Here is a 16836-nt window from a genome sequence, read left to right as displayed (position 1 = left end):
GACTTTTGTGACTTTAGTGAAGCTACTGCGCCTGCACGAGCTCAATCGTTCCGGCGCGGCTGGTTAGCGTCAGCTGGTTGCCGTAACCGCTGACCGTCACCGGCTGCATCAGGATCGCCGAGCCCTGGGTCTCGAAGCTCATGTCCGGGCAGGCCATCCGGGTGGCCATGATCGCCCCGACCTTCAGCACATTGCCGGTCTGGGTGTAGCCCGCGCCGAGCGAGTTACACCCGAACTTCGCGCCGATCCGGTCGGGCATGAAGTTGATGTAGAAGTTGCTCGCCGGAGTCCTCGTTCCGTTGATCGAGACGACGCGCCAGTTGGTGCTGCTGAGGTTGACCGTGGGACCTCCGGGTCCCGGATACCCGCCGGTTCCAGGCTGGTTCGGATAGCCGCCTTCGCCCACCTGGCTGTAGAAGGAGCTTTGCGCCCCGCAGCCGCGATACAGCCGGCCGTCGACATAGACTTGTACCGTATCCGGATAGGTCCGATCGCTCATGCCGTCGCTGCACTGGCTATGGACGATGTTCACCTCCAGCCGCTGCGTCCGGTAGATCTCGCCCGCAGTGCCGTTGATCGGCCGCGGCGTCTGTTGCCGGACGCTGACGTTATTGCCGCGATCGGTGAACACCATGTCGCGGCCGATCTCCAGGTCCCAGAAGGGCTCCGTCCCGATCGCGCGATAATTGCCCTGCTCCGACGGATAGCCGGGCTGCGGGTAGCCTTGGGGCGGATAACCCTGCGGCGGATAATTGGGTTGCTGGCCGGGACCCGGATAGACCGGTCCGCCCGGCGGCATCGGCGGGCCGCCCTGGGGATAGCCCTGCGGCGGGTAACCCTGCGGATAGCCCTGGTCAGGATAGGGCGGGTAGCCCTGTTGCGGCGGGTAGCCGGGCTGCGGATAACCCTGCTGGCCTTGCGGCCCCTGCGGATAGGGCTGCGAATTGCCCATCCCATAATATGGATCGCACGCCGTCAGGGCGAGTGCGAGAAGCGGTACAGTGGCGATCGTTTTCATAGCGGAACAAACCTCCCGCTTCCTTATCAGTTCCGCCAGCTTGCTCTAACCTGAAAGGCCATGACGGCCGCCGCAACTGCTGCATTGAGGCTATCGGCGCGGCCAAGCATCGGCATTTTGACCAGCAAGTCGCATTCCGCCTCATAGGCGCTGGGCAACCCTTGGCTTTCATTGCCGATCAGCAGGAAGCAGGGCTGTTCGTACGTCGGCTCCAGATAGTCATGGTCGGTATTAAGGCTGGTGCCGACCAGCTGACCCGATCCGGAACGGAGCCAGGTGACGAACTCGTCCCACCGGGCGATTGCCACGGATTGCGTGAAGATCGCGCCCATCGAGGCACGGACGGCTTCGACGGAGTAGGGGTCCGCACTGTCGTCGATCAGGATTAGGCCGCCAGCCGCCGTGGCGTCACCGGTCCGAAGGATCGTTCCGATGTTGCCCGGATCGCGCAGTGCCTGGGCAACGATCCACAGCGGCGACGAGTCGCGGTCGATGGCGGCAAGCGAGGTGTCGGGCTGGCGATAGGCGCCGAGGATCGCCTGCGGATTATCCTTCCCCGACATCTTCGAAAGGATGTCGGGCGTCGTCTCGATGATGTCCGCGCCCTTCGCTTCCGCCGCAGCGATGATGTCCGCCGCCAGCGGATGGATTCCGCCCGACGGGGAATAGGCGATGATCTCCGGCAGGCTTCCGCTGTCCCGCGCCTCGGCGAGGATGCGAAGGCCCTCGGCAAGGAACAGCCCTTCGGCGCGGCGCGCCTTCTTGTCGCGCAGCGCCCGAAGCCGCTTCACCGTCTCATTGGAATAGGATGTGATCTGGCGAGGCATGTTTCCCCTTTTCGTCATGCCAGCGAAGGCTGGCATCCATGCCATTGAATTACATGGGCCCCAGCCTTCGCTGGGGCGACGGCTAACTATTCTTCCCCGAAGCGTCCCTCAACGAGCGCCGCAAGCTCGGCCATCGCATCGTCGCAGCCGTCGCCCTCGCAATGGATGGTGATCGAATCGCCCATCGCCGCGCCCAGCATCATCAGGCCCATGATCGACGTGCCGACGACGCGATTGCCGTCCTTTTCGACTTCGATCCGGGCCGTGAGGCCGGAGGCGACGTTGACGAACTTGGCGCTCGCCCGGGCATGCAGCCCGCGCTTGTTGGTAATTTCGATGGTTCGCGAAAGGGCGTTCAAGCAGCGGCCTCGCCCAGGATTTCGGACGCGACCGAAATATATTTGCGGCCGGCTTCGCGAGCGGCGGCAACCGCGGCGCGAACCGTCATCGCCTTGCGGGCACCCTCAAGGCGGATCAGCATCGGCAGGTTAACGCCGGCGATCACCTCGACATTCTCGCTCTTCATCAGGCTGATGGCGAGGTTCGACGGTGTGCCGCCGAACAGGTCCGTCAGGATGATGACGCCATCGCCCTGGTCGCAGCGCTGGATGGCGTCCGCGATCTCCTTGCGACGCATTTCCATGTCGTCGTCGGCGTCAATGCAAATGCCCTCGATCGCCTGCTGGGGACCGACAACATGCTCCATGGCTGTGATGAACTCGGCCGCCAACCGGCCGTGAGTCACCAACACTAGTCCAATCATTCACTCACCCGCATCATTACCGTCCCGCGCCCCTGATTTCATCGATGGCCCAGTGCCCGATGGCTTTTCCGCGGGTGTGTCCTCAACTGCATCGCTCTGCGGTTTGGCGAGGTCACGGTGGCGGACATTCGGTGAAAATCCCGCTTCGCGCAACCGGTTCGCCATTTCGACTGCTGCCGCCACCGACCGGTGACGCCCTCCCGTACAGCCGAATGCCACCGTCAGATAGCTTTTGCCGGCGGCCCAATAGCGGGGAATTAGGGTGATTAACAGCGATTCGATTTGGGCCATCGCCGGCGTCCAGGCGACATCGCTCGAGCAATAGTCCTGAACCGCCCGATCCTCCCCGGTCATCGGCTGAAGTTCAGGGACCCAATGCGGATTGTCGGCAAAGCGCATGTCGAACACGAGGTCGGCGGTCCGCGAGATGCCCCGCGCAAAGCCGAAAGAGACGATCGTTAGAACCGGCTGGTCGATGTCCCCGCCATAGCGGCTCCTCAGCTCCTCACGCAGCTCGGCAGGCGTGAGATCGGTCGTGTCGATCAGCGTATCGGCGAGGTCGCGGAGGGCGGCAGTAGAGGCGCGTTCCTTCGCAACTCCATCTTCCGCAGGTCGGTCTGGAGCGAGGGGATGGCGGCGCCGAGTCTCGTCATATCGCCGGATCAGTTCCGAACCGGCACAGTCGAGGTAGAGGATTTCCGGCGTAACGCCCTCAATCGACTGAATGAGGCTGGGAAGAGTCTGGGGATCGAACCCGCGGCTGCGCACGTCCATGCCGACCGCAACCGGGATCTTGCGCCGCGCCCCGCGTTCACCATGGACAAACGCCTCCAGCAGGCTGGTCGGCAGATTGTCGACGCAGTCCCAGCCCATATCCTCCAACGCATGGAGGACGGTCGATTTGCCGGCACCGGACATTCCGGTGACGAGCAGCAGGCGCGGAAAGGTGCCGGGACGTGCCGCCATATCAGGACTTCAGCCCGAGGCGGTCGAGAGCGACGACCACCTTGGCCGGTGCCGATGCGGTCATTGCATCGACGTTGACCAGCGGAATGCCAGCACCGAGGATCAGCCGCTCCCGGCTATCATCCGGCATGCGCTGCATGTCGCCGGTCAGTTCGACCACCAGAGCCACTGGAACCTCGTTGACCGAGTCCATGTCGACGATTCCAATCCCGCGAATCTCCAGCTTTCCCTTGATGGTTGCAGGGGCAGAAGCGATCAGCCTGTCGCCATCCTTGCGCAGGATGGTCCGATCGTCGCTCACCAGAGTGAAGCCGCGGTCGATCAGGCGCAGAGCGAGATCGGACTTTCCGGAACCCGACGGCCCGGCGATCAACACGGCGCGGCCCTGGTACGAGACACAGGAAGCGTGCAGGTTCTCGGAACTCAGGCGATCTCCGTTCATGCCCGGTCGGCAGCCTTCAGGATGATGGTGAAGCGCGCTCCGGACGGCGCATCGTCACGGTCGGTCACATCGATCTCCCCATCATGTCCCTCGACGATCGCCCGTGCGATCGCCAGCCCGAGTCCCGAATGCCGTCCGAAACTCTCGGTTTCCGGCCTTACTGAATGGAACCGGTTAAAGATCGCCTCACGAAGCTCCGGCGGCACGCCAGGTCCTTCATCGTCGATGCGAATGCGGATCTCGTCATCGACATGGGTGGCAGCGACTTCGACCAACCCGCCCGGCGGCGAAAAGCTGATCGCGTTGTCGATGATATTGTCGATCGCCCTTGCCAGCCGCCCTGGTTCTCCCATGACGATCGCGCTGGCACGTCGCGGTCGCGCAAAGGCAATGCGCACGTTTCCGGTTTCGCGCCGCTCTTTCCAGGACGAGACCAGCTGGCCGATCAAGGCGCCAAGGTCGACCAACTCAAAGCGCGCCCGGGCCAGCTCCGCATCGGTCCTCGCAGCCTCGCTGACGTCGCTGATCAGCCGGTCGAGGCGAACGATGTCCTGGCGAATGACATCGATCAGCTGCTTGCGAAGTGCCGGGTCTTCAATGCGCTCCAGTCCGTCGACGGCCGACCGCAGCGAAGCGAGCGGGTTCTTCAGTTCGTGGGTCACGTCGGCCGCGAAGGCTTCGATATTGTCGATCCTTTGCCGCAGCGACTGACTCATGTCGCTGATGGATCGGGCCAGCAGTCCGATCTCGTCGGTTCGCGAGGGCAGGCGGGGAACATTGACTTCGCGCGCTCGTCCCAGGCGGACCCGGTGGGCGGCCAGCGCGATCCGGCGCAGCGGTCTAACGATCGTCCGGGCGAGGAAGAGTGAAAGCAGCACGGAAAGTGCAGCAACGACCGCAAGCGCAATCAGGAGCGACCTGCGCTGCTTGCGGACGGTCCGCGTGAAAGCTCGGTCGTTGTCGGTTACCAGCAGCGTGGCGCCGCCCGTTACCGGGGCAGCAGCGGAGAAGACTGGAGTCTGTTCCGGTGCCAGACGAATTTCCGTTTCCGTTATCCCGGATTTCCGAGAGGCGATGACCTCCGACCAGGCATCTGCCTTGTCGGTAGCGGGCTCGACGAAATCCTCGTCCGGTTCCTCTCCGACGAGAGCATTGAACCCTCGGTCCAGTGCCCTTGCGACATCCTTGTTCCACCTTTGGGTGGCCGGGTCGCGGAGGCGATAGGTCGGACCAGTCTGCCGCCAGCTATCCATGATGAGTTGGCCATCCGCCCCGTAAAGCCGGATCCGACTCTCATTCTCTTTCGACAGGTTCGCCAGTAGTCGTTCTTGAGCCGCCGGCGGGATGGCTTCCAGCGCGGTAGCCGCCATGGTTGCCTCGGACGCGACCTTCTGGACCCGCTCTTTCTCGAGGCGGTTTCGATAGCTGTCGAGGTAGAAGATGGCGAGCAGGACGAGGACGAGCGTCAGCACGTTCACCGCTAGGATGCGGTGAGCAAGCGTCCATCGCCCCGACCATGTCAGGGTGAGGTCGGCTTCCTCATTCTTCGCCGAATTTATATCCGACGCCATAGAGGGTCTCGATTGCGTCAAAGGCCGGGTCGGCCCCGCGGAACTTCCGGCGGATGCGCTTGATGTGGCTGTCGATGGTACGGTCGTCGACATAGACATCATCCTGATAGGCCACATCGAGCAGCTGGTTTCGTGATTTGACCACTCCCGGGCGTTGGGCAAGCGCCTCGAGGATCAGGAATTCGGTGACGGTCAGCGTAACATCCCGGCCATCCCATAAAACCTTATGGCGAGCCGGGTCCATGACCAGGCGCCCGCGCTCGATCAGGGGCAGCTCTTCCGCGACGGATTGCGAGCCGTTTGAATTGACGCCCTTCGCCAGGTCCTGGCGGCGGAGGATGGCGCGGATGCGGGCAATGAGGAGCCGTTGGGAGAAGGGCTTGGAGATATAATCGTCGGCGCCCATGGCGAGGCCAAGCGCCTCATCGAGCTCGTCGTCCTTGGACGTCAGGAAGATGACCGGCATGCCCCCGATCTGGCCGCCCAGCTCCCGAACTCTCCGGAGCAGTTCCATCCCGTCCATCTGCGGCATCTTGATGTCGAAGACGCCGAGATCCGGCGGATTGTCCGCGAAGGCTTTCAGCGCTGCCTGACCATCGGTGTAGACACGAGTCAGGAAGCCTTCTGCCTGCAGGGCAATCGATACCGATGTCAGGATGTTGCGGTCGTCATCGACGAGCGCGATTACATGGCTCATTCCGGCTCCTTAAGCACTTGGGGAGGGATAGCCAGCGCGTCTCGCCGAAACAAGGGTGAGGCGAGCCGCTTTGACCGATGAGCGCACGCTCTGTATAGGCCGCCCCGCAGGCACATGCGGCGGCGTTCCAAAAGTGGCGTCGCCTTTGATATTTAAGGGAGAATCTTGACGTGAGCGAGCGCACCCCCGCGCACCGACTGGAAGCCCAGGGCATCGAAACCTCGGCGACCGTCCATTGGAACCTGACGACCGCACCACTGGTCGAGCAGGCCGTTTCGCGTGGCGAGGGTGAGTTGGCCAAGGATGGCCCGATCGTCGTCAAGACCGGCAAGCACACCGGCCGCTCGGCCAACGACAAGTTCACCGTCCGCGATTCCGAGACGGAAAATACCGTGTGGTGGGGCAAGTCGAACAAGCCGATGGACCCCGCGGCATTCGCGGCGCTCAAGGCCGATTTCCTCGCGCACCTGAAGACTCGCGAGACGCTGTTCGTCGCCGACCTGTTTGGCGGTTCGCAGCCCGAGCATCGCGTCAATGTGCGCGTGATCAACGAATATGCCTGGCACAACCTGTTCATCCGCACGATGCTCGTTCGCCCGGAGACGGCTGAACTCGCCAGCTTCGTTCCGGAGTTCACGATCATCGACCTGCCGAGCTTCCGCGCGGAACCGTCGCGCCACGGCTGCCGCAGCGAGACGGTGATCGCCGTCAATTTGAGCGAGAAGCTGATCCTGATTGGCGGTACCGAATATGGCGGCGAGATGAAGAAGTCCGTGTTCGGCCTTCTCAACTATCTGCTGCCGGCCGAAGGCACCATGCCGATGCACTGCTCCGCCAACATCGGCAAGGACGGCGACACGGCGATCTTCTTCGGCCTGTCGGGCACCGGCAAGACGACCTTGTCGGCCGACCCGAACCGGACGCTGATCGGCGACGACGAGCATGGCTGGTCGGATACGGCGGTCTTCAACTTCGAAGGCGGCTGCTACGCCAAGATGATCCGCCTTTCGGCCGAGAGCGAGCCGGAAATCTATGCCACGACCAAGCGCTTCGGAACGGTGCTTGAGAATGTCGTCATGGATCCGGTGGCCCGCACCCTCGACCTCGACGACAACAGCCTCGCCGAGAACAGCCGCGGTGCCTATCCAATCGAGTACATCCCCAATTCTTCCGAGAAGAACATGGGCCCGGTGCCGAAGAACATCGTGATGCTGACCGCCGACGCGTTCGGCGTGCTGCCTCCGATCGCGAAGCTGACTCCGGACCAGGCGATGTACCACTTCCTGTCGGGCTATACCGCCAAGGTGGCCGGCACCGAAATCGGCGTGACCGAGCCGGAAGCGACCTTCTCGACCTGCTTCGGGGCGCCCTTCATGCCGCGTCACCCGTCGGTCTACGGCAACCTGCTGAAGAAGCGGATTGCTGAGGGCCATGTCGACTGCTGGCTGGTCAATACCGGTTGGACCGGCGGCAAGTATGGCACCGGCAAGCGCATGCCGATCAAGGAGACCCGTGCGCTCCTCAACGCGGCGCTCGACGGAAGCCTGAAGAATGTCGAGTTCCGCAAGGATCCGAACTTCGGGTTCGACGTGCCGGTCGCGGTACCCGGCGTCGACAATTCGATCCTCGACCCGCGTTCGACGTGGGCCGACAAGGCTGACTATGACCGCACCGCGGCCAAGCTCGTTGACCTGTTCATCGAGAACTTCGCCGAGTTCGCGGATCATGTGGATGAGGGCGTGCGACAATCGGGGCCGAAAATCAGCGCCGCTGCCTGACGCTTAAATTACTGCATTCTCGTCATTGCGAGGAGCGCAGTGACGAAGCAATCCAGCGCGGTGAGGCCTGGATTGCTTCGCTGCGCTCGCAATGACGAGACCCAAAAATGACCGAATATCCAGTACGCCATTTCCTGTCCGACGACGCCGTTGCCCATGTGGGCGAGGGGCTGTTGGCCCGTACCTTGCCGCGCGAGGAGTGGACCCATGAGGCCCACCTCGCCGCGACGACCTATCTTGTCCTGAAACATGCGGAGATCGACCTCGACGTCGAGCTTCCGGGGATCATCTCAAGATATAACGAGAGTGTCGGCGGCAAGAACACCGATACCGAAGGCTATCACGACACCATCACCCGCGCTTACCTCCGCGGGATCCGCCTGTTCCTCGAAGAGGTGGATACGAGCCGACCGATCCACGAGCTGGTCAACGAGCTGCTGATGTCGCCGATGGGGCGCCGCGATTGGCCGCTACGCTTCTGGTCCAAGGACCGGCTGATGAGCGTCGACGCGCGGCGAGGCTGGGTCGAGCCTGACCTTGCGGCAATGCCCTGAGCCCGGCCTCCTAAGGTCACTAACGTCGCAAAAGTCTCAAGCTGCGGCGTCATTTCGTGTGACTTTAGTGACTTTAGGGATCGCGCGCCCGACTTTGATGCAGACCATGAGAAAGACCGGCGACGATTGTCGCACGGTTCGATGCCTGTAGGACAGCAGTATCGCATGGCGATCCTATTTGGTCGCGTGGGGCAGTCTCTCCAGCGCGTCACCCAAGGTCTTGCGAACGCCAATGCAAGTGTAGGGATCGTCAGGGTTGGCCGCTGCGCCTTCTCGCTCGAAATGGGGCCGCTCATCCATGACGCGGCCCCATTCGACATCTGCTTCCCGGACGATCTCTTTCAGAAGATTGTCGGTGGCGAGGAGCCGCCGGAGATATTCTTCGATCGCTGTGAGCGGCTGATCGAGGTTTTCCAGCAAGCACTCGCTACCCTTTAGGTTGCGATGCAGGACGACGCGCAACTGGCCGCAGTCGTCCTGCAGGTTGTTACCGAGCCAGCTGCCGATTTCGTTCTCGGCCTGCTGAACCGGAGAGACTGGCGAGGCGCCTTTCATCGCTCCGGGTCCGGCTAGCCGGGCCATGAGATCCTTGGCGGTCAGCTTGCGGCCTTCGCGGATCTCCCGTTCGATTTCGCTGTCCGTTTCCGTTCGCTGTTTTTCGCGGTCGTTGGCCATTGGGGTAGCTTACACTCTAGTGTCCGCCGACCGCTAGAAGGACTTCAAATCGCCTTAGCCCTTCGCGGTGGCGATATATTCGTCGATGTTCTTGGCCAGCACGTCGAGCGGGACGTTGCCGCCCTTCACCACCGTGTCGTCGAAATCGCGGAGGTCGTAGCGGGTGGGGCCGAGTGCCTTTTGGGCGCGGGTGCGCTGGCGGACGATCTCGGTATGGCCGATCTTGTAGCCGCAGGCCTGGCCGACCCAGCTGCAATAACGGTCGACTTCGCTGGCGACCTCTTCCTGCTTCGACCCGTTGACCTCGACGAAGTAGCGGACGCCCTGTTCGCGGGTCCAGCGCTTGTGGTGGAGGCCTGTGTCGACGACGAGGCGGATTGCGCGGAAGGCGAGGCTTTGCAGATAACCGAGGCGGCCGACTTCGAAGTCGTCGTAGACGCCAAGTTCGTCGGCCAGTTGCTCGGCATAGAGCGCCCAGCCTTCGGAGTAAGCGTTGAAGGCGAGCATCGCGCGGATAAGCGGAAGCTGGTTCGAATATTCGCCCTGCCAGACGTGACCCGGGATCGCCTCATGATGGGCAAGGTCGGGCAGGTCATATTTGCGATGCAGGTCGGTGGTGCGAAGGTTGATCCAGAATTTGCCCGGGATCGAACCGTCGATCGATCCCGCGCCGCCATAGGCGCCAGGTGCGCCGGGTTCTTCCTCGGGCGGCAAGCGCTTCACTTCCAGATTGCCGCGGACCAGCGTGCGGAAAGCGCGCGGAAGCTGGGCGCGGATGATCTTCAGCCGTTCCTGGATGAAGGCCATGATCTCGGCGCGGCCGGGATCGCCTTCCGCGAACTTGTAGCGGGGGTCGTTCGACAGGGCCGTCATGCGGGCTCCGACGGTGCCTTGCGAATAGCCCAGCTTCTTCAGGATCACGTCCATCCGGCCGTGAAGCTCGGCGACCTGTTCGAGGCCCATCTTGTGGATCTCGTCCGGAGTCATTTTAGTCGTTGTCGAGGCGCGCAGTGCCCATTGGTAGAATTCGGGGCCATGCGGGCGCGCCCACATGCCGGCGTCCATCGTCGCGCGGGTTCGCTGCGACTGGAGTTCGGCCAGCTGGCGCTCAAGCGCCGGTGCGACCTTCTGCTGCGCGATGGCGCGGGCGCGGGCCGCCCAGTCGCCGGGAATATCCTTGGTCCGGCGCTCGATCGATTCGACGAGGCCGCCGCCTTCGCGCGCATTCTTCACGCTGACCGTCATCTGGTTGACGGCCTTGTCGATCAGGAAGGCGGGGGCGATCAGGCCTTTGCCGCCAGCATCCTTTAGCCGCGCGAGTTCGCCTTCGAGCTGGACCGGATAGCTTTCCAGGCGGGCGAGATAGGCTTCGGCGTCCTGGGCATTTTCGACACGGTGATCGGTGTCGAGGAAGCGCGGCACGTCGAGATAGGCGCCGACGTTCTGGATCACGACATAGGGCGTGTTGCGCCAGCCGCCGACGGCGACGTCGCCATAGGGCTGGGCGAAACCGTCGAGCGCGACGCGATAGGCGGACTTCACGACTTCGACGCTTGTCCGGGTCGAATGGGTAACGGCGGCGGTGTTTACCGCCTCGGCGCGGGCGAGATCGGCGCGGAGGGTTGCTGCGATCTTGTCCTGCCCGGCCTGGCTGCGATCCGACAGCCGAGCGCGGTACGAGGCCTTCGCGCCTGTATCGATGCCAAGGCTGGTTGCGCTCTCGGGTGACAGGGCAAGCAGGTTTTCACCGATGGAGTCGAGCAGGGCGACGACGTCGGCTTCGCTGGACGCAGTAGCTGCCTGCGTCAGGGCGCGGGCGGAACCGGGAAGGGCAACCGCCGCGACGCCAGCGGAAAGCGCGGCAACCGCCTGGCGGCGCGAAAAGCTCAGATCGTTCAAGGCAGTGACTCCAAATACTCAGGCAGGGGGTAGGGTGCGAACTGGTTCAACCATCAGGCAATTGCCTTCGACGGCGGTGACGGTCAGCCGGTCGCCGGCGGCGGCGGGACCGCCACGGGCATTCCACTCGCCGTCGCCGACGCGAACTCGGCCGCCATGGTCGTCGACATCGGTGACCGCCGTCACCGTCTTTCCGACCAACCGCTTGGCGGGTTCGTTGATCGCATGGCGCTGATCGCCGCCGTGCGGTTCCGCGTACCAGCGCTTGCCGATCATGACGGCGAGCGCAGTGTAGAGCACGAACAGCACCAGTTGCGGCGCGAGGCCAAGGTCGAACATCAATGTGAAGAGGCCAGTGGCGATTGCGGCGGCGCCGAGGAACACGAGAAAGAAGCCGGGCGCGATTACCTCAGCGATCAGCAGGACCAAGCCGCCGATCGCCCACCACCATCCGGGTTCGAGGTTTTCGAACATTATTGGCCCGCCTTCGGGAGACCGGGGCGAACCGTCGGGGCGGCAACCGCGTCCTTGCCGAGCACTTCCTTTGCAAGCTCGCCAATGCCGCCGAGGGTTCCCATCAGCTGGGTAGCCTCGACCGGGAAGAGGATGGTCTTCGCGTTGGGCGAAGTAGCAAACTTGCCGATCGCTTCGACATATTTCTGGGCGATGAAATAGTTGATGGCCTGCGAGCTTCCACCTTCGATCGCGTCGCTGACCGATTTGGTCGCGGTGGCCTCGGCCTGTGCCGCACGCTCGCGGGCTTCGGCTTCGCGGAACGCCGCTTCCTTAAGGCCCTCAGCCTGAAGAATCTTGGCCTGCTTTTCACCTTCGGCCCGAAGGATTTCGGACGCCCGCATCCCCTCTGATTCGAGGATCGCCGCACGCTTTTCGCGTTCCGCCTTCATCTGCCGGGTCATCGCATCGACGATGTCGCGCGGCGGGCGAATGTCCTTCAACTCGACGCGGGTGATCTTGACGCCCCAGGATTCGGTAGCCTGGTCGACCACCGCCAGCAGGCGGGCGTTGATCTCGTCGCGCTTGGACAAGGTCTCGTCGAGGTCCATCGAGCCCATGACTGTACGAAGGTTGGTGGTCGAAAGAGCCATGATCGCCAGATAGAGGTCGCTTACCTCATAGGCGGCCTTGGCGGCGTCCAGCACCTGGAAGAAGACCACGCCATCGACCGCGACCATGGCGTTGTCCTTGGTGATGATTTCCTGCCCCGGAATATCGAGCACCTGCTCCATCATGTTGATCTTGTGACCAACGCGATAGATGAATGGCGTCACCAGGTTGAAGCCTGGCTCCGCGACGCGAACGAAACGGCCGAAGCGTTCGATCGTATAGCGATAGCCCTGGCGCACGATCTTGACGCTCATCATCACGAGCAGCAGTGCAAAGACAGATAGGCCAACGAGAAATTCAAGCATGTCAGACCCCTTTGATTGCCGGCATGATGCAAAGCCGCCGCGCTTGTGGGAAGGAAAATCGGCATGAGCCTAAACCTGTTCGACAAACGCGCGCTTCTGTTTCTTCCAGCAAGCAATCCGCGCGCCATCGCAAAAGCGCGTGAAAGCGACGCGGACCTGGTCATTCTCGACCTTGAGGATGCGGTGAAGCCTGAGGACAAAGAGGCCGCCCGAGCGGCGGCCGCCGAGGCGATTAAGCAAGAATGGCCGATGCCGGTTGCCATCCGCATCAATGGGTTCGGGACGCCGTGGCACGGACAGGACCTGGTTACGGTCACTCATGGCCATGTCGATCTGGTCGTAATGCCGCGCGTCGAGGACAAGGAAGTGCTGACCTTCGTCCGCAAACAGTCGGGTTCGCCCGTCGCGGCCATGATCGAAACGCCCAGGGGTGTCCTTGCTGCCCCGACGATCGCCCATGACTCGGTCGCACTGATTGCGGGCACGAACGACTTGTCGGCTGGCCTTCGCCTGCCGCCCGGCGCGGGGCGCGGGCCCCTCCAAACGGCGCTTCAGTCGATCGTGCTTGCAGCGCGCGCTGAAGGGATTGCCGTGTTCGACGGGGTTTATAATCAGCTCGACGATCTCGACGGTTTTGCGGCGGAAGCAGCCGAGGGGCGCAAGCTGGGCTTCGACGGCAAGTCGCTGATCCATCCCAGCCAGATCGCACCCTGCCATGCCGCATTTGCCCCGAGCGATGCGGAAGTTTCGCGGGCCGAGCGGCTGGTTGCAGCGGCCACGGGCGGCGCGGAGCGGTTCGAAGGGGAGATGATCGAGCAGATGCACGTGGAGTCCGCGCGCCGCCTGCTTGCGAGGTCCGGGAGAGGCTGACGGGGTTGGCGAATCGCGGTCCGTCTGCCAAAGGCCCGCATGGCCCACCTTCTCCACGATGAAATCCCGCTCGGACTGACGTTCGACGATGTCCTGCTTCAGCCGCTCGAATCGAGCGTGCTTCCTTCCAGCGCTGACACGCGCACCTTCCTGACCCGCGAGATCCCGCTCAACATTCCGATCCTGTCGTCCGCGATGGACACGGTAACGGAAGCGGACATGGCGATCGCCATGGCCCATCTGGGCGGAATCGGCGTCCTCCATCGCAACCTGGAGATCGAAGACCAGGTTGCCGCCGTTCGCGCGGTGAAGCGGTTCGAAAGCGGCATGGTGGTCAATCCGATCACCATGGCGCCGGAGCAGACGCTGGCCGAGGCGCTGGAGCTGATGAAGGCCAACCGGATCAGCGGCATTCCGATCGTCGAGCAGTCTGGCAAGCTGGCAGGCATCCTTACCAACCGCGACGTGCGCTTCGCCGAACATGCGAAACAACCGGTCAGCGAGCTGATGACCAAGGACAATCTGGCGACCGTTCCGCCGGGCACCAGCCAGGACGAAGCCCGGCGTCTGCTTCACCAGCGGCGGATCGAAAAGCTGCTGGTGGTCGATGACAGCGGCCATTGCGTCGGTCTCATCACGGTCAAGGACATCGAGAAGGCGGTCGCTTCGCCGCTTGCGACCAAGGACGCGCAGGGGCGCCTTCGGGTCGCAGCCGCGACGACGGTCGGCGACAAGGGCTTTGCGCGGTCGGAAGCGCTGATAGAGGCAGGCGTGGACTGCATCGTCATCGATACCGCCCACGGTCATAACCAGGACGTCGGCAAGGCGGTCGAGAGGGTGAAGGGGCTGTCGAACAGCGTCCAGGTCATTGCCGGCAACGTTGCCACTGCCGATGCGGCGAAGGCACTGGCCGATGCCGGTGCCGACGCGATCAAGGTCGGTATTGGCCCCGGATCCATCTGCACCACGCGTATCGTCGCTGGAGTTGGCGTACCGCAATTGTCGGCGATCATGGCGGCGGCCGGTGCCGCGAGCCAGCGCGGCGTTCCTGTCATCGCCGACGGCGGCATTCGTACGTCTGGCGATATCGCAAAGGCGCTTGCGGCAGGTGCCTCGACCGTCATGGTCGGCTCGCTGCTGGCGGGAACCGAGGAAGCGCCGGGCGAAACCTTCCTGTACCAGGGCCGCGCCTACAAGGCTTATCGCGGCATGGGGTCGGTCGGTGCGATGGCGCGCGGTTCGGCCGATCGCTATTTCCAGCAGGACATCAAGGATCAGCTGAAGCTGGTTCCGGAAGGGATCGAAGGCCAGGTGCCTTACAAGGGGCCGGTCCGCGACGTGATCCACCAGCTGGTCGGCGGCGTGAAGGCCGCGATGGGCTATACCGGTTCGACGACGATCGAAGAGTTGCAGCAGCGCGCTCGGTTCGTCCGGATTACCAATGCGGGCCTTAGCGAAAGCCATGTCCATGACGTTGCCATCACCCGCGAGGCGCCGAACTATCCGACGCGGTAGGGTTGTGCCGCGAACAAGCTCGTTCGTCCTGAGCGGAGGCCGTAGGCCGAAGTCGAAGGGCGATCGCATTGCCGCCCTTCGACTACGCGCTTCGCGCTCCGCTCAGGACGAACGGAGAGAAATATGACGCCCTCCGCTCGCGTCCAGGCGGCGATCGAGATTCTCGATGAGGTGATCGCGTCGGTGCGCCAGGACGGAGCGCCGGCGGACGCCATCGTCACTCGATATTTCAAGGCGCGCCGCTATGCCGGGTCAAAGGATCGGCGCGCCGTCCGGGAACTGGTATTCCGCGCGATCCGGCGAAGCGGCGAGGTACCGGCGAGCGGCCGCTCCGCCATGCTGGGCCTGGCCGACGAGGATGCCATGCTGCTCGACCTGTTCGACGGCTCGCCTCACGGACCGGCGGTGCGCGAACCGGCTGACGATGTGGCCAAGCCGTCGGCTATCCCGCAATGGGTTCAGCCGCTGCTTTCGGGCCATGTGACCGAAGCTGAATGGCCGGCATTGCTTGAAAGGGCTCCGATCGACCTCAGGGTCAATGCTGCCCGGGCCAGCCGAGACGAGCTGATCGGTCAGTTCGAAGGTGCCGAGACGGCACCGCACAGCCCTTGGGGATTGCGGCTCCCTCCCGACACGCGGGTCGATGATCATCCGGCATTCCTGCAAGGCCTGGTCGAAATCCAGGACGAAGGCAGCCAGTTGATTGCGCTTGCCTGCCAATCATCCGAGGGGGCGCGCATCCTTGATCTATGCGCGGGGGCAGGGGGTAAGGCGCTGGCCTTGGCTGCGGCATCGCCGGGCAGTCAGGTGATCGCGACCGACACCAACCGGGCGCGGCTGGCACAACTTGCGCCTCGCGCCCAGCGTGCTGTTGCCGAGATCGAAGTGCGGTTGCTGGATGGCGGCCGGGAGAGCGCTCAACTGGCCGAACTTGAAGGGCAGTGCGACATCGTCCTGGTCGACGCGCCCTGCAGCGGGTCGGGTACATGGCGGCGAAACCCCGAAGGCCGCTGGCGGCTGTCGCCGGATCGGCTCGACCGGCTGGTGCATTTGCAGCAGCACCTGCTCGACATCGCGGCGCCGCTGGTGAAGCCCGGCGGGGCGCTGGTTTATGCGACTTGTTCGATCATCCGAGCCGAAGGCACTGATCAAGCGAGGAACTTCTTAGGCCGCCATTCATCTTGGATCGTGCAGGATATGCCGTTCGAAGGTGGACGTGCGGATGGGCCGGGACGGCTCCTGACCCCGGCGCACGATGCCACCGACGGCTTTTTCGTCGCGCGATTTGCGAAGCCATGCTAGCGTCGCGCGGTTGGTTGGAGATTTTGATGCGCCTGTCACCGCTCGTTCTTTGCCTCGGCCTTGCCGCCTCGACCCTGTCGGTCGCTGTCGTCGGACAGCGTCCGGACGATCAGATCGCGCCGAAGTCGATGGAGTTGTTGAAGCAGGGTGAAACGCTTCTTTCGCAGGGCAAGTTCGTCGAAGCCGACGACGCACTGGAGACCGCCCTGGTCGTCGACCCCAAGAACCGGGCGGCGTTCGTCGCCATGGCGCGGGTTGCGATCAAGCAGAAGCTCTACGGTCAGGCAATTCGCCTTAGCAACAAGGCGTTGACCCTGGAGCCGACCGACCGGGACGCACTTGCCGTCCAGGGCGAGGCGATGGTCGAATTGGGCGCATTGCCGCGCGCCAAGGAGAATCTGGCCAAGCTTCAGAAGCTGTGCGGCACCACCAGCTGCCCGCAGGTCGGGACATTGTCGACCGCCATTGCCCGTGGTCCGGCGCTTGCCGCGGCCAAGACGCCTGAGGTTCCCAAGAAGAACTGACGCCG

18 protein-coding genes are annotated in these 16836 nt (G+C 63.4%); 6 read left to right on the top strand and 12 right to left on the bottom strand.

Annotation, left to right across the window (positions count from 1 at the left end):
* Positions 1–22: 22 nt before the first annotated feature.
* The 8 genes from LZ496_RS02885 to LZ496_RS02850 form a co-directional block, all read right to left on the bottom strand.
* A complete protein-coding gene (locus tag LZ496_RS02885; protein WP_249903086.1) occupies positions 23–1018 on the bottom strand; it encodes an META domain-containing protein in 996 nt (331 codons plus the stop codon).
* A 26-nt stretch (positions 1019–1044) separates the two neighbouring features.
* On the bottom strand, positions 1045–1845 hold the full coding sequence (locus LZ496_RS02880; protein ID WP_249903085.1) for a TrmH family RNA methyltransferase: 801 nt from the start codon (positions 1843–1845) through the stop codon (positions 1045–1047).
* Between the two features lie 86 nt (positions 1846–1931).
* Positions 1932–2204, bottom strand: a complete 273-nt coding sequence (locus tag LZ496_RS02875) for an HPr family phosphocarrier protein (RefSeq protein WP_249903084.1) — start codon at positions 2202–2204, stop codon at positions 1932–1934.
* The gene (locus tag LZ496_RS02870; RefSeq protein WP_249903083.1) at positions 2201–2608 is read right to left on the bottom strand and encodes a PTS sugar transporter subunit IIA; all 408 of its coding nucleotides are present in this window, start codon (positions 2606–2608) and stop codon (positions 2201–2203) included. Before LZ496_RS02870 ends, LZ496_RS02875 begins: the two co-directional genes overlap by 4 nt.
* Positions 2609–3574, bottom strand: a complete 966-nt coding sequence (gene rapZ / locus LZ496_RS02865) for an RNase adapter RapZ (RefSeq protein ID WP_249903082.1) — start codon at positions 3572–3574, stop codon at positions 2609–2611.
* 1 nt (position 3575) lies between these two features.
* Positions 3576–4016 carry an HPr kinase/phosphorylase gene (locus LZ496_RS02860; RefSeq protein ID WP_249903081.1) on the bottom strand — a complete coding sequence of 147 codons (441 nt, stop codon included), beginning with the start codon at positions 4014–4016 and terminating at the stop codon, positions 3576–3578.
* On the bottom strand, positions 4013–5587 hold the full coding sequence (locus LZ496_RS02855; protein WP_249903080.1) for a HAMP domain-containing sensor histidine kinase: 1575 nt from the start codon (positions 5585–5587) through the stop codon (positions 4013–4015). Before LZ496_RS02855 ends, LZ496_RS02860 begins: the two co-directional genes overlap by 4 nt.
* Positions 5556–6284, bottom strand: a complete 729-nt coding sequence (locus LZ496_RS02850; RefSeq protein WP_249903079.1) for a response regulator transcription factor — start codon at positions 6282–6284, stop codon at positions 5556–5558. Before LZ496_RS02850 ends, LZ496_RS02855 begins: the two co-directional genes overlap by 32 nt.
* 170 nt (positions 6285–6454) lie before the next feature.
* Here LZ496_RS02850 and LZ496_RS02845 point away from each other — a divergent pair, with 170 nt between their 5' ends.
* The gene (locus LZ496_RS02845) at positions 6455–8062 is read left to right on the top strand and encodes a phosphoenolpyruvate carboxykinase (protein WP_249903078.1); all 1608 of its coding nucleotides are present in this window, start codon (positions 6455–6457) and stop codon (positions 8060–8062) included.
* A 107-nt stretch (positions 8063–8169) separates the two neighbouring features.
* Positions 8170–8616, top strand: a complete 447-nt coding sequence (locus tag LZ496_RS02840) for a hypothetical protein (protein ID WP_249903077.1) — start codon at positions 8170–8172, stop codon at positions 8614–8616.
* 174 nt (positions 8617–8790) lie between these two features.
* Here the strand turns inward: LZ496_RS02840 and LZ496_RS02835 are convergent, their stop codons facing one another.
* Genes LZ496_RS02835 through LZ496_RS02820 form a run of 4 tightly spaced genes read right to left on the bottom strand, consistent with a single transcriptional unit; the run spans position 8791 to position 12620 of the window.
* On the bottom strand, positions 8791–9291 hold the full coding sequence (locus LZ496_RS02835; protein ID WP_249903076.1) for a hypothetical protein: 501 nt from the start codon (positions 9289–9291) through the stop codon (positions 8791–8793).
* Positions 9292–9345: 54 nt separating this feature from the next.
* Positions 9346–11190: a DUF885 domain-containing protein gene (locus LZ496_RS02830; protein ID WP_249903075.1), complete on the bottom strand. Its 1845-nt coding sequence runs from the start codon at positions 11188–11190 to the stop codon at positions 9346–9348.
* 18 nt (positions 11191–11208) lie between these two features.
* Positions 11209–11664 carry an NfeD family protein gene (locus LZ496_RS02825; protein WP_249903074.1) on the bottom strand — a complete coding sequence of 152 codons (456 nt, stop codon included), beginning with the start codon at positions 11662–11664 and terminating at the stop codon, positions 11209–11211.
* Positions 11664–12620 (bottom strand): SPFH domain-containing protein, encoded by a 957-nt coding sequence (locus tag LZ496_RS02820; RefSeq protein WP_249903073.1) that lies wholly within the window; start codon positions 12618–12620, stop codon positions 11664–11666. Before LZ496_RS02820 ends, LZ496_RS02825 begins: the two co-directional genes overlap by 1 nt.
* A 63-nt stretch (positions 12621–12683) precedes the next feature.
* Here LZ496_RS02820 and LZ496_RS02815 point away from each other — a divergent pair, with 63 nt between their 5' ends.
* The 4 genes from LZ496_RS02815 (at position 12684) to LZ496_RS02800 (ending at position 16831) form a co-directional block, all read left to right on the top strand.
* Entirely contained in the window at positions 12684–13490 is an 807-nt protein-coding gene (locus tag LZ496_RS02815; RefSeq protein WP_249903072.1) for an HpcH/HpaI aldolase/citrate lyase family protein, read from the top strand.
* 39 nt (positions 13491–13529) lie between these two features.
* Positions 13530–15005, top strand: a complete 1476-nt coding sequence (gene guaB, locus LZ496_RS02810) for an IMP dehydrogenase (RefSeq protein WP_249903071.1) — start codon at positions 13530–13532, stop codon at positions 15003–15005.
* A gap of 123 nt (positions 15006–15128) precedes the next feature.
* Entirely contained in the window at positions 15129–16307 is a 1179-nt protein-coding gene (locus tag LZ496_RS02805; RefSeq protein WP_249903070.1) for an RsmB/NOP family class I SAM-dependent RNA methyltransferase, read from the top strand.
* Positions 16308–16333: 26 nt separating this feature from the next.
* The gene (locus LZ496_RS02800; RefSeq protein WP_249903069.1) at positions 16334–16831 is read left to right on the top strand and encodes a tetratricopeptide repeat protein; all 498 of its coding nucleotides are present in this window, start codon (positions 16334–16336) and stop codon (positions 16829–16831) included.
* Positions 16832–16836 lie beyond the last annotated feature (5 nt).

It is taken from the genome of Sphingomonas caseinilytica, assembly GCF_023516455.1.
GTDB classification, from domain to species: Bacteria; Pseudomonadota; Alphaproteobacteria; order Sphingomonadales; family Sphingomonadaceae; genus Sphingomicrobium; species Sphingomicrobium caseinilyticum.
This window is presented reverse-complemented; position numbering and strand designations above follow the sequence as displayed.

Excerpts from the sequence above, each read along its gene's own strand:
- rapZ (WP_249903082.1), bottom strand. The coding sequence starts at position 3,574 with ATGGCGGCACGTCCCGGCACCTTTCCGCGCCTGCTGCTCGTCACCGGA.
- LZ496_RS02855 (WP_249903080.1), bottom strand. The coding sequence starts at position 5,587 with ATGGCGTCGGATATAAATTCGGCGAAGAATGAGGAAGCCGACCTCACC.
- LZ496_RS02820 (WP_249903073.1), bottom strand. The coding sequence starts at position 12,620 with ATGCTTGAATTTCTCGTTGGCCTATCTGTCTTTGCACTGCTGCTCGTG.
- LZ496_RS02825 (WP_249903074.1), bottom strand. The coding sequence starts at position 11,664 with ATGTTCGAAAACCTCGAACCCGGATGGTGGTGGGCGATCGGCGGCTTG.
- LZ496_RS02835 (WP_249903076.1), bottom strand. The coding sequence starts at position 9,291 with ATGGCCAACGACCGCGAAAAACAGCGAACGGAAACGGACAGCGAAATC.
- LZ496_RS02870 (WP_249903083.1), bottom strand. The coding sequence starts at position 2,608 with ATGATTGGACTAGTGTTGGTGACTCACGGCCGGTTGGCGGCCGAGTTC.
- guaB (WP_249903071.1), top strand. The coding sequence starts at position 13,530 with ATGGCCCACCTTCTCCACGATGAAATCCCGCTCGGACTGACGTTCGAC.
- LZ496_RS02805 (WP_249903070.1), top strand. The coding sequence starts at position 15,129 with ATGACGCCCTCCGCTCGCGTCCAGGCGGCGATCGAGATTCTCGATGAG.
- LZ496_RS02815 (WP_249903072.1), top strand. The coding sequence starts at position 12,684 with ATGAGCCTAAACCTGTTCGACAAACGCGCGCTTCTGTTTCTTCCAGCA.
- LZ496_RS02840 (WP_249903077.1), top strand. The coding sequence starts at position 8,170 with ATGACCGAATATCCAGTACGCCATTTCCTGTCCGACGACGCCGTTGCC.
- LZ496_RS02850 (WP_249903079.1), bottom strand. The coding sequence starts at position 6,284 with ATGAGCCATGTAATCGCGCTCGTCGATGACGACCGCAACATCCTGACA.
- LZ496_RS02885 (WP_249903086.1), bottom strand. The coding sequence starts at position 1,018 with ATGAAAACGATCGCCACTGTACCGCTTCTCGCACTCGCCCTGACGGCG.
- LZ496_RS02880 (WP_249903085.1), bottom strand. The coding sequence starts at position 1,845 with ATGCCTCGCCAGATCACATCCTATTCCAATGAGACGGTGAAGCGGCTT.
- LZ496_RS02800 (WP_249903069.1), top strand. The coding sequence starts at position 16,334 with ATGCGCCTGTCACCGCTCGTTCTTTGCCTCGGCCTTGCCGCCTCGACC.
- LZ496_RS02860 (WP_249903081.1), bottom strand. The coding sequence starts at position 4,016 with ATGAACGGAGATCGCCTGAGTTCCGAGAACCTGCACGCTTCCTGTGTC.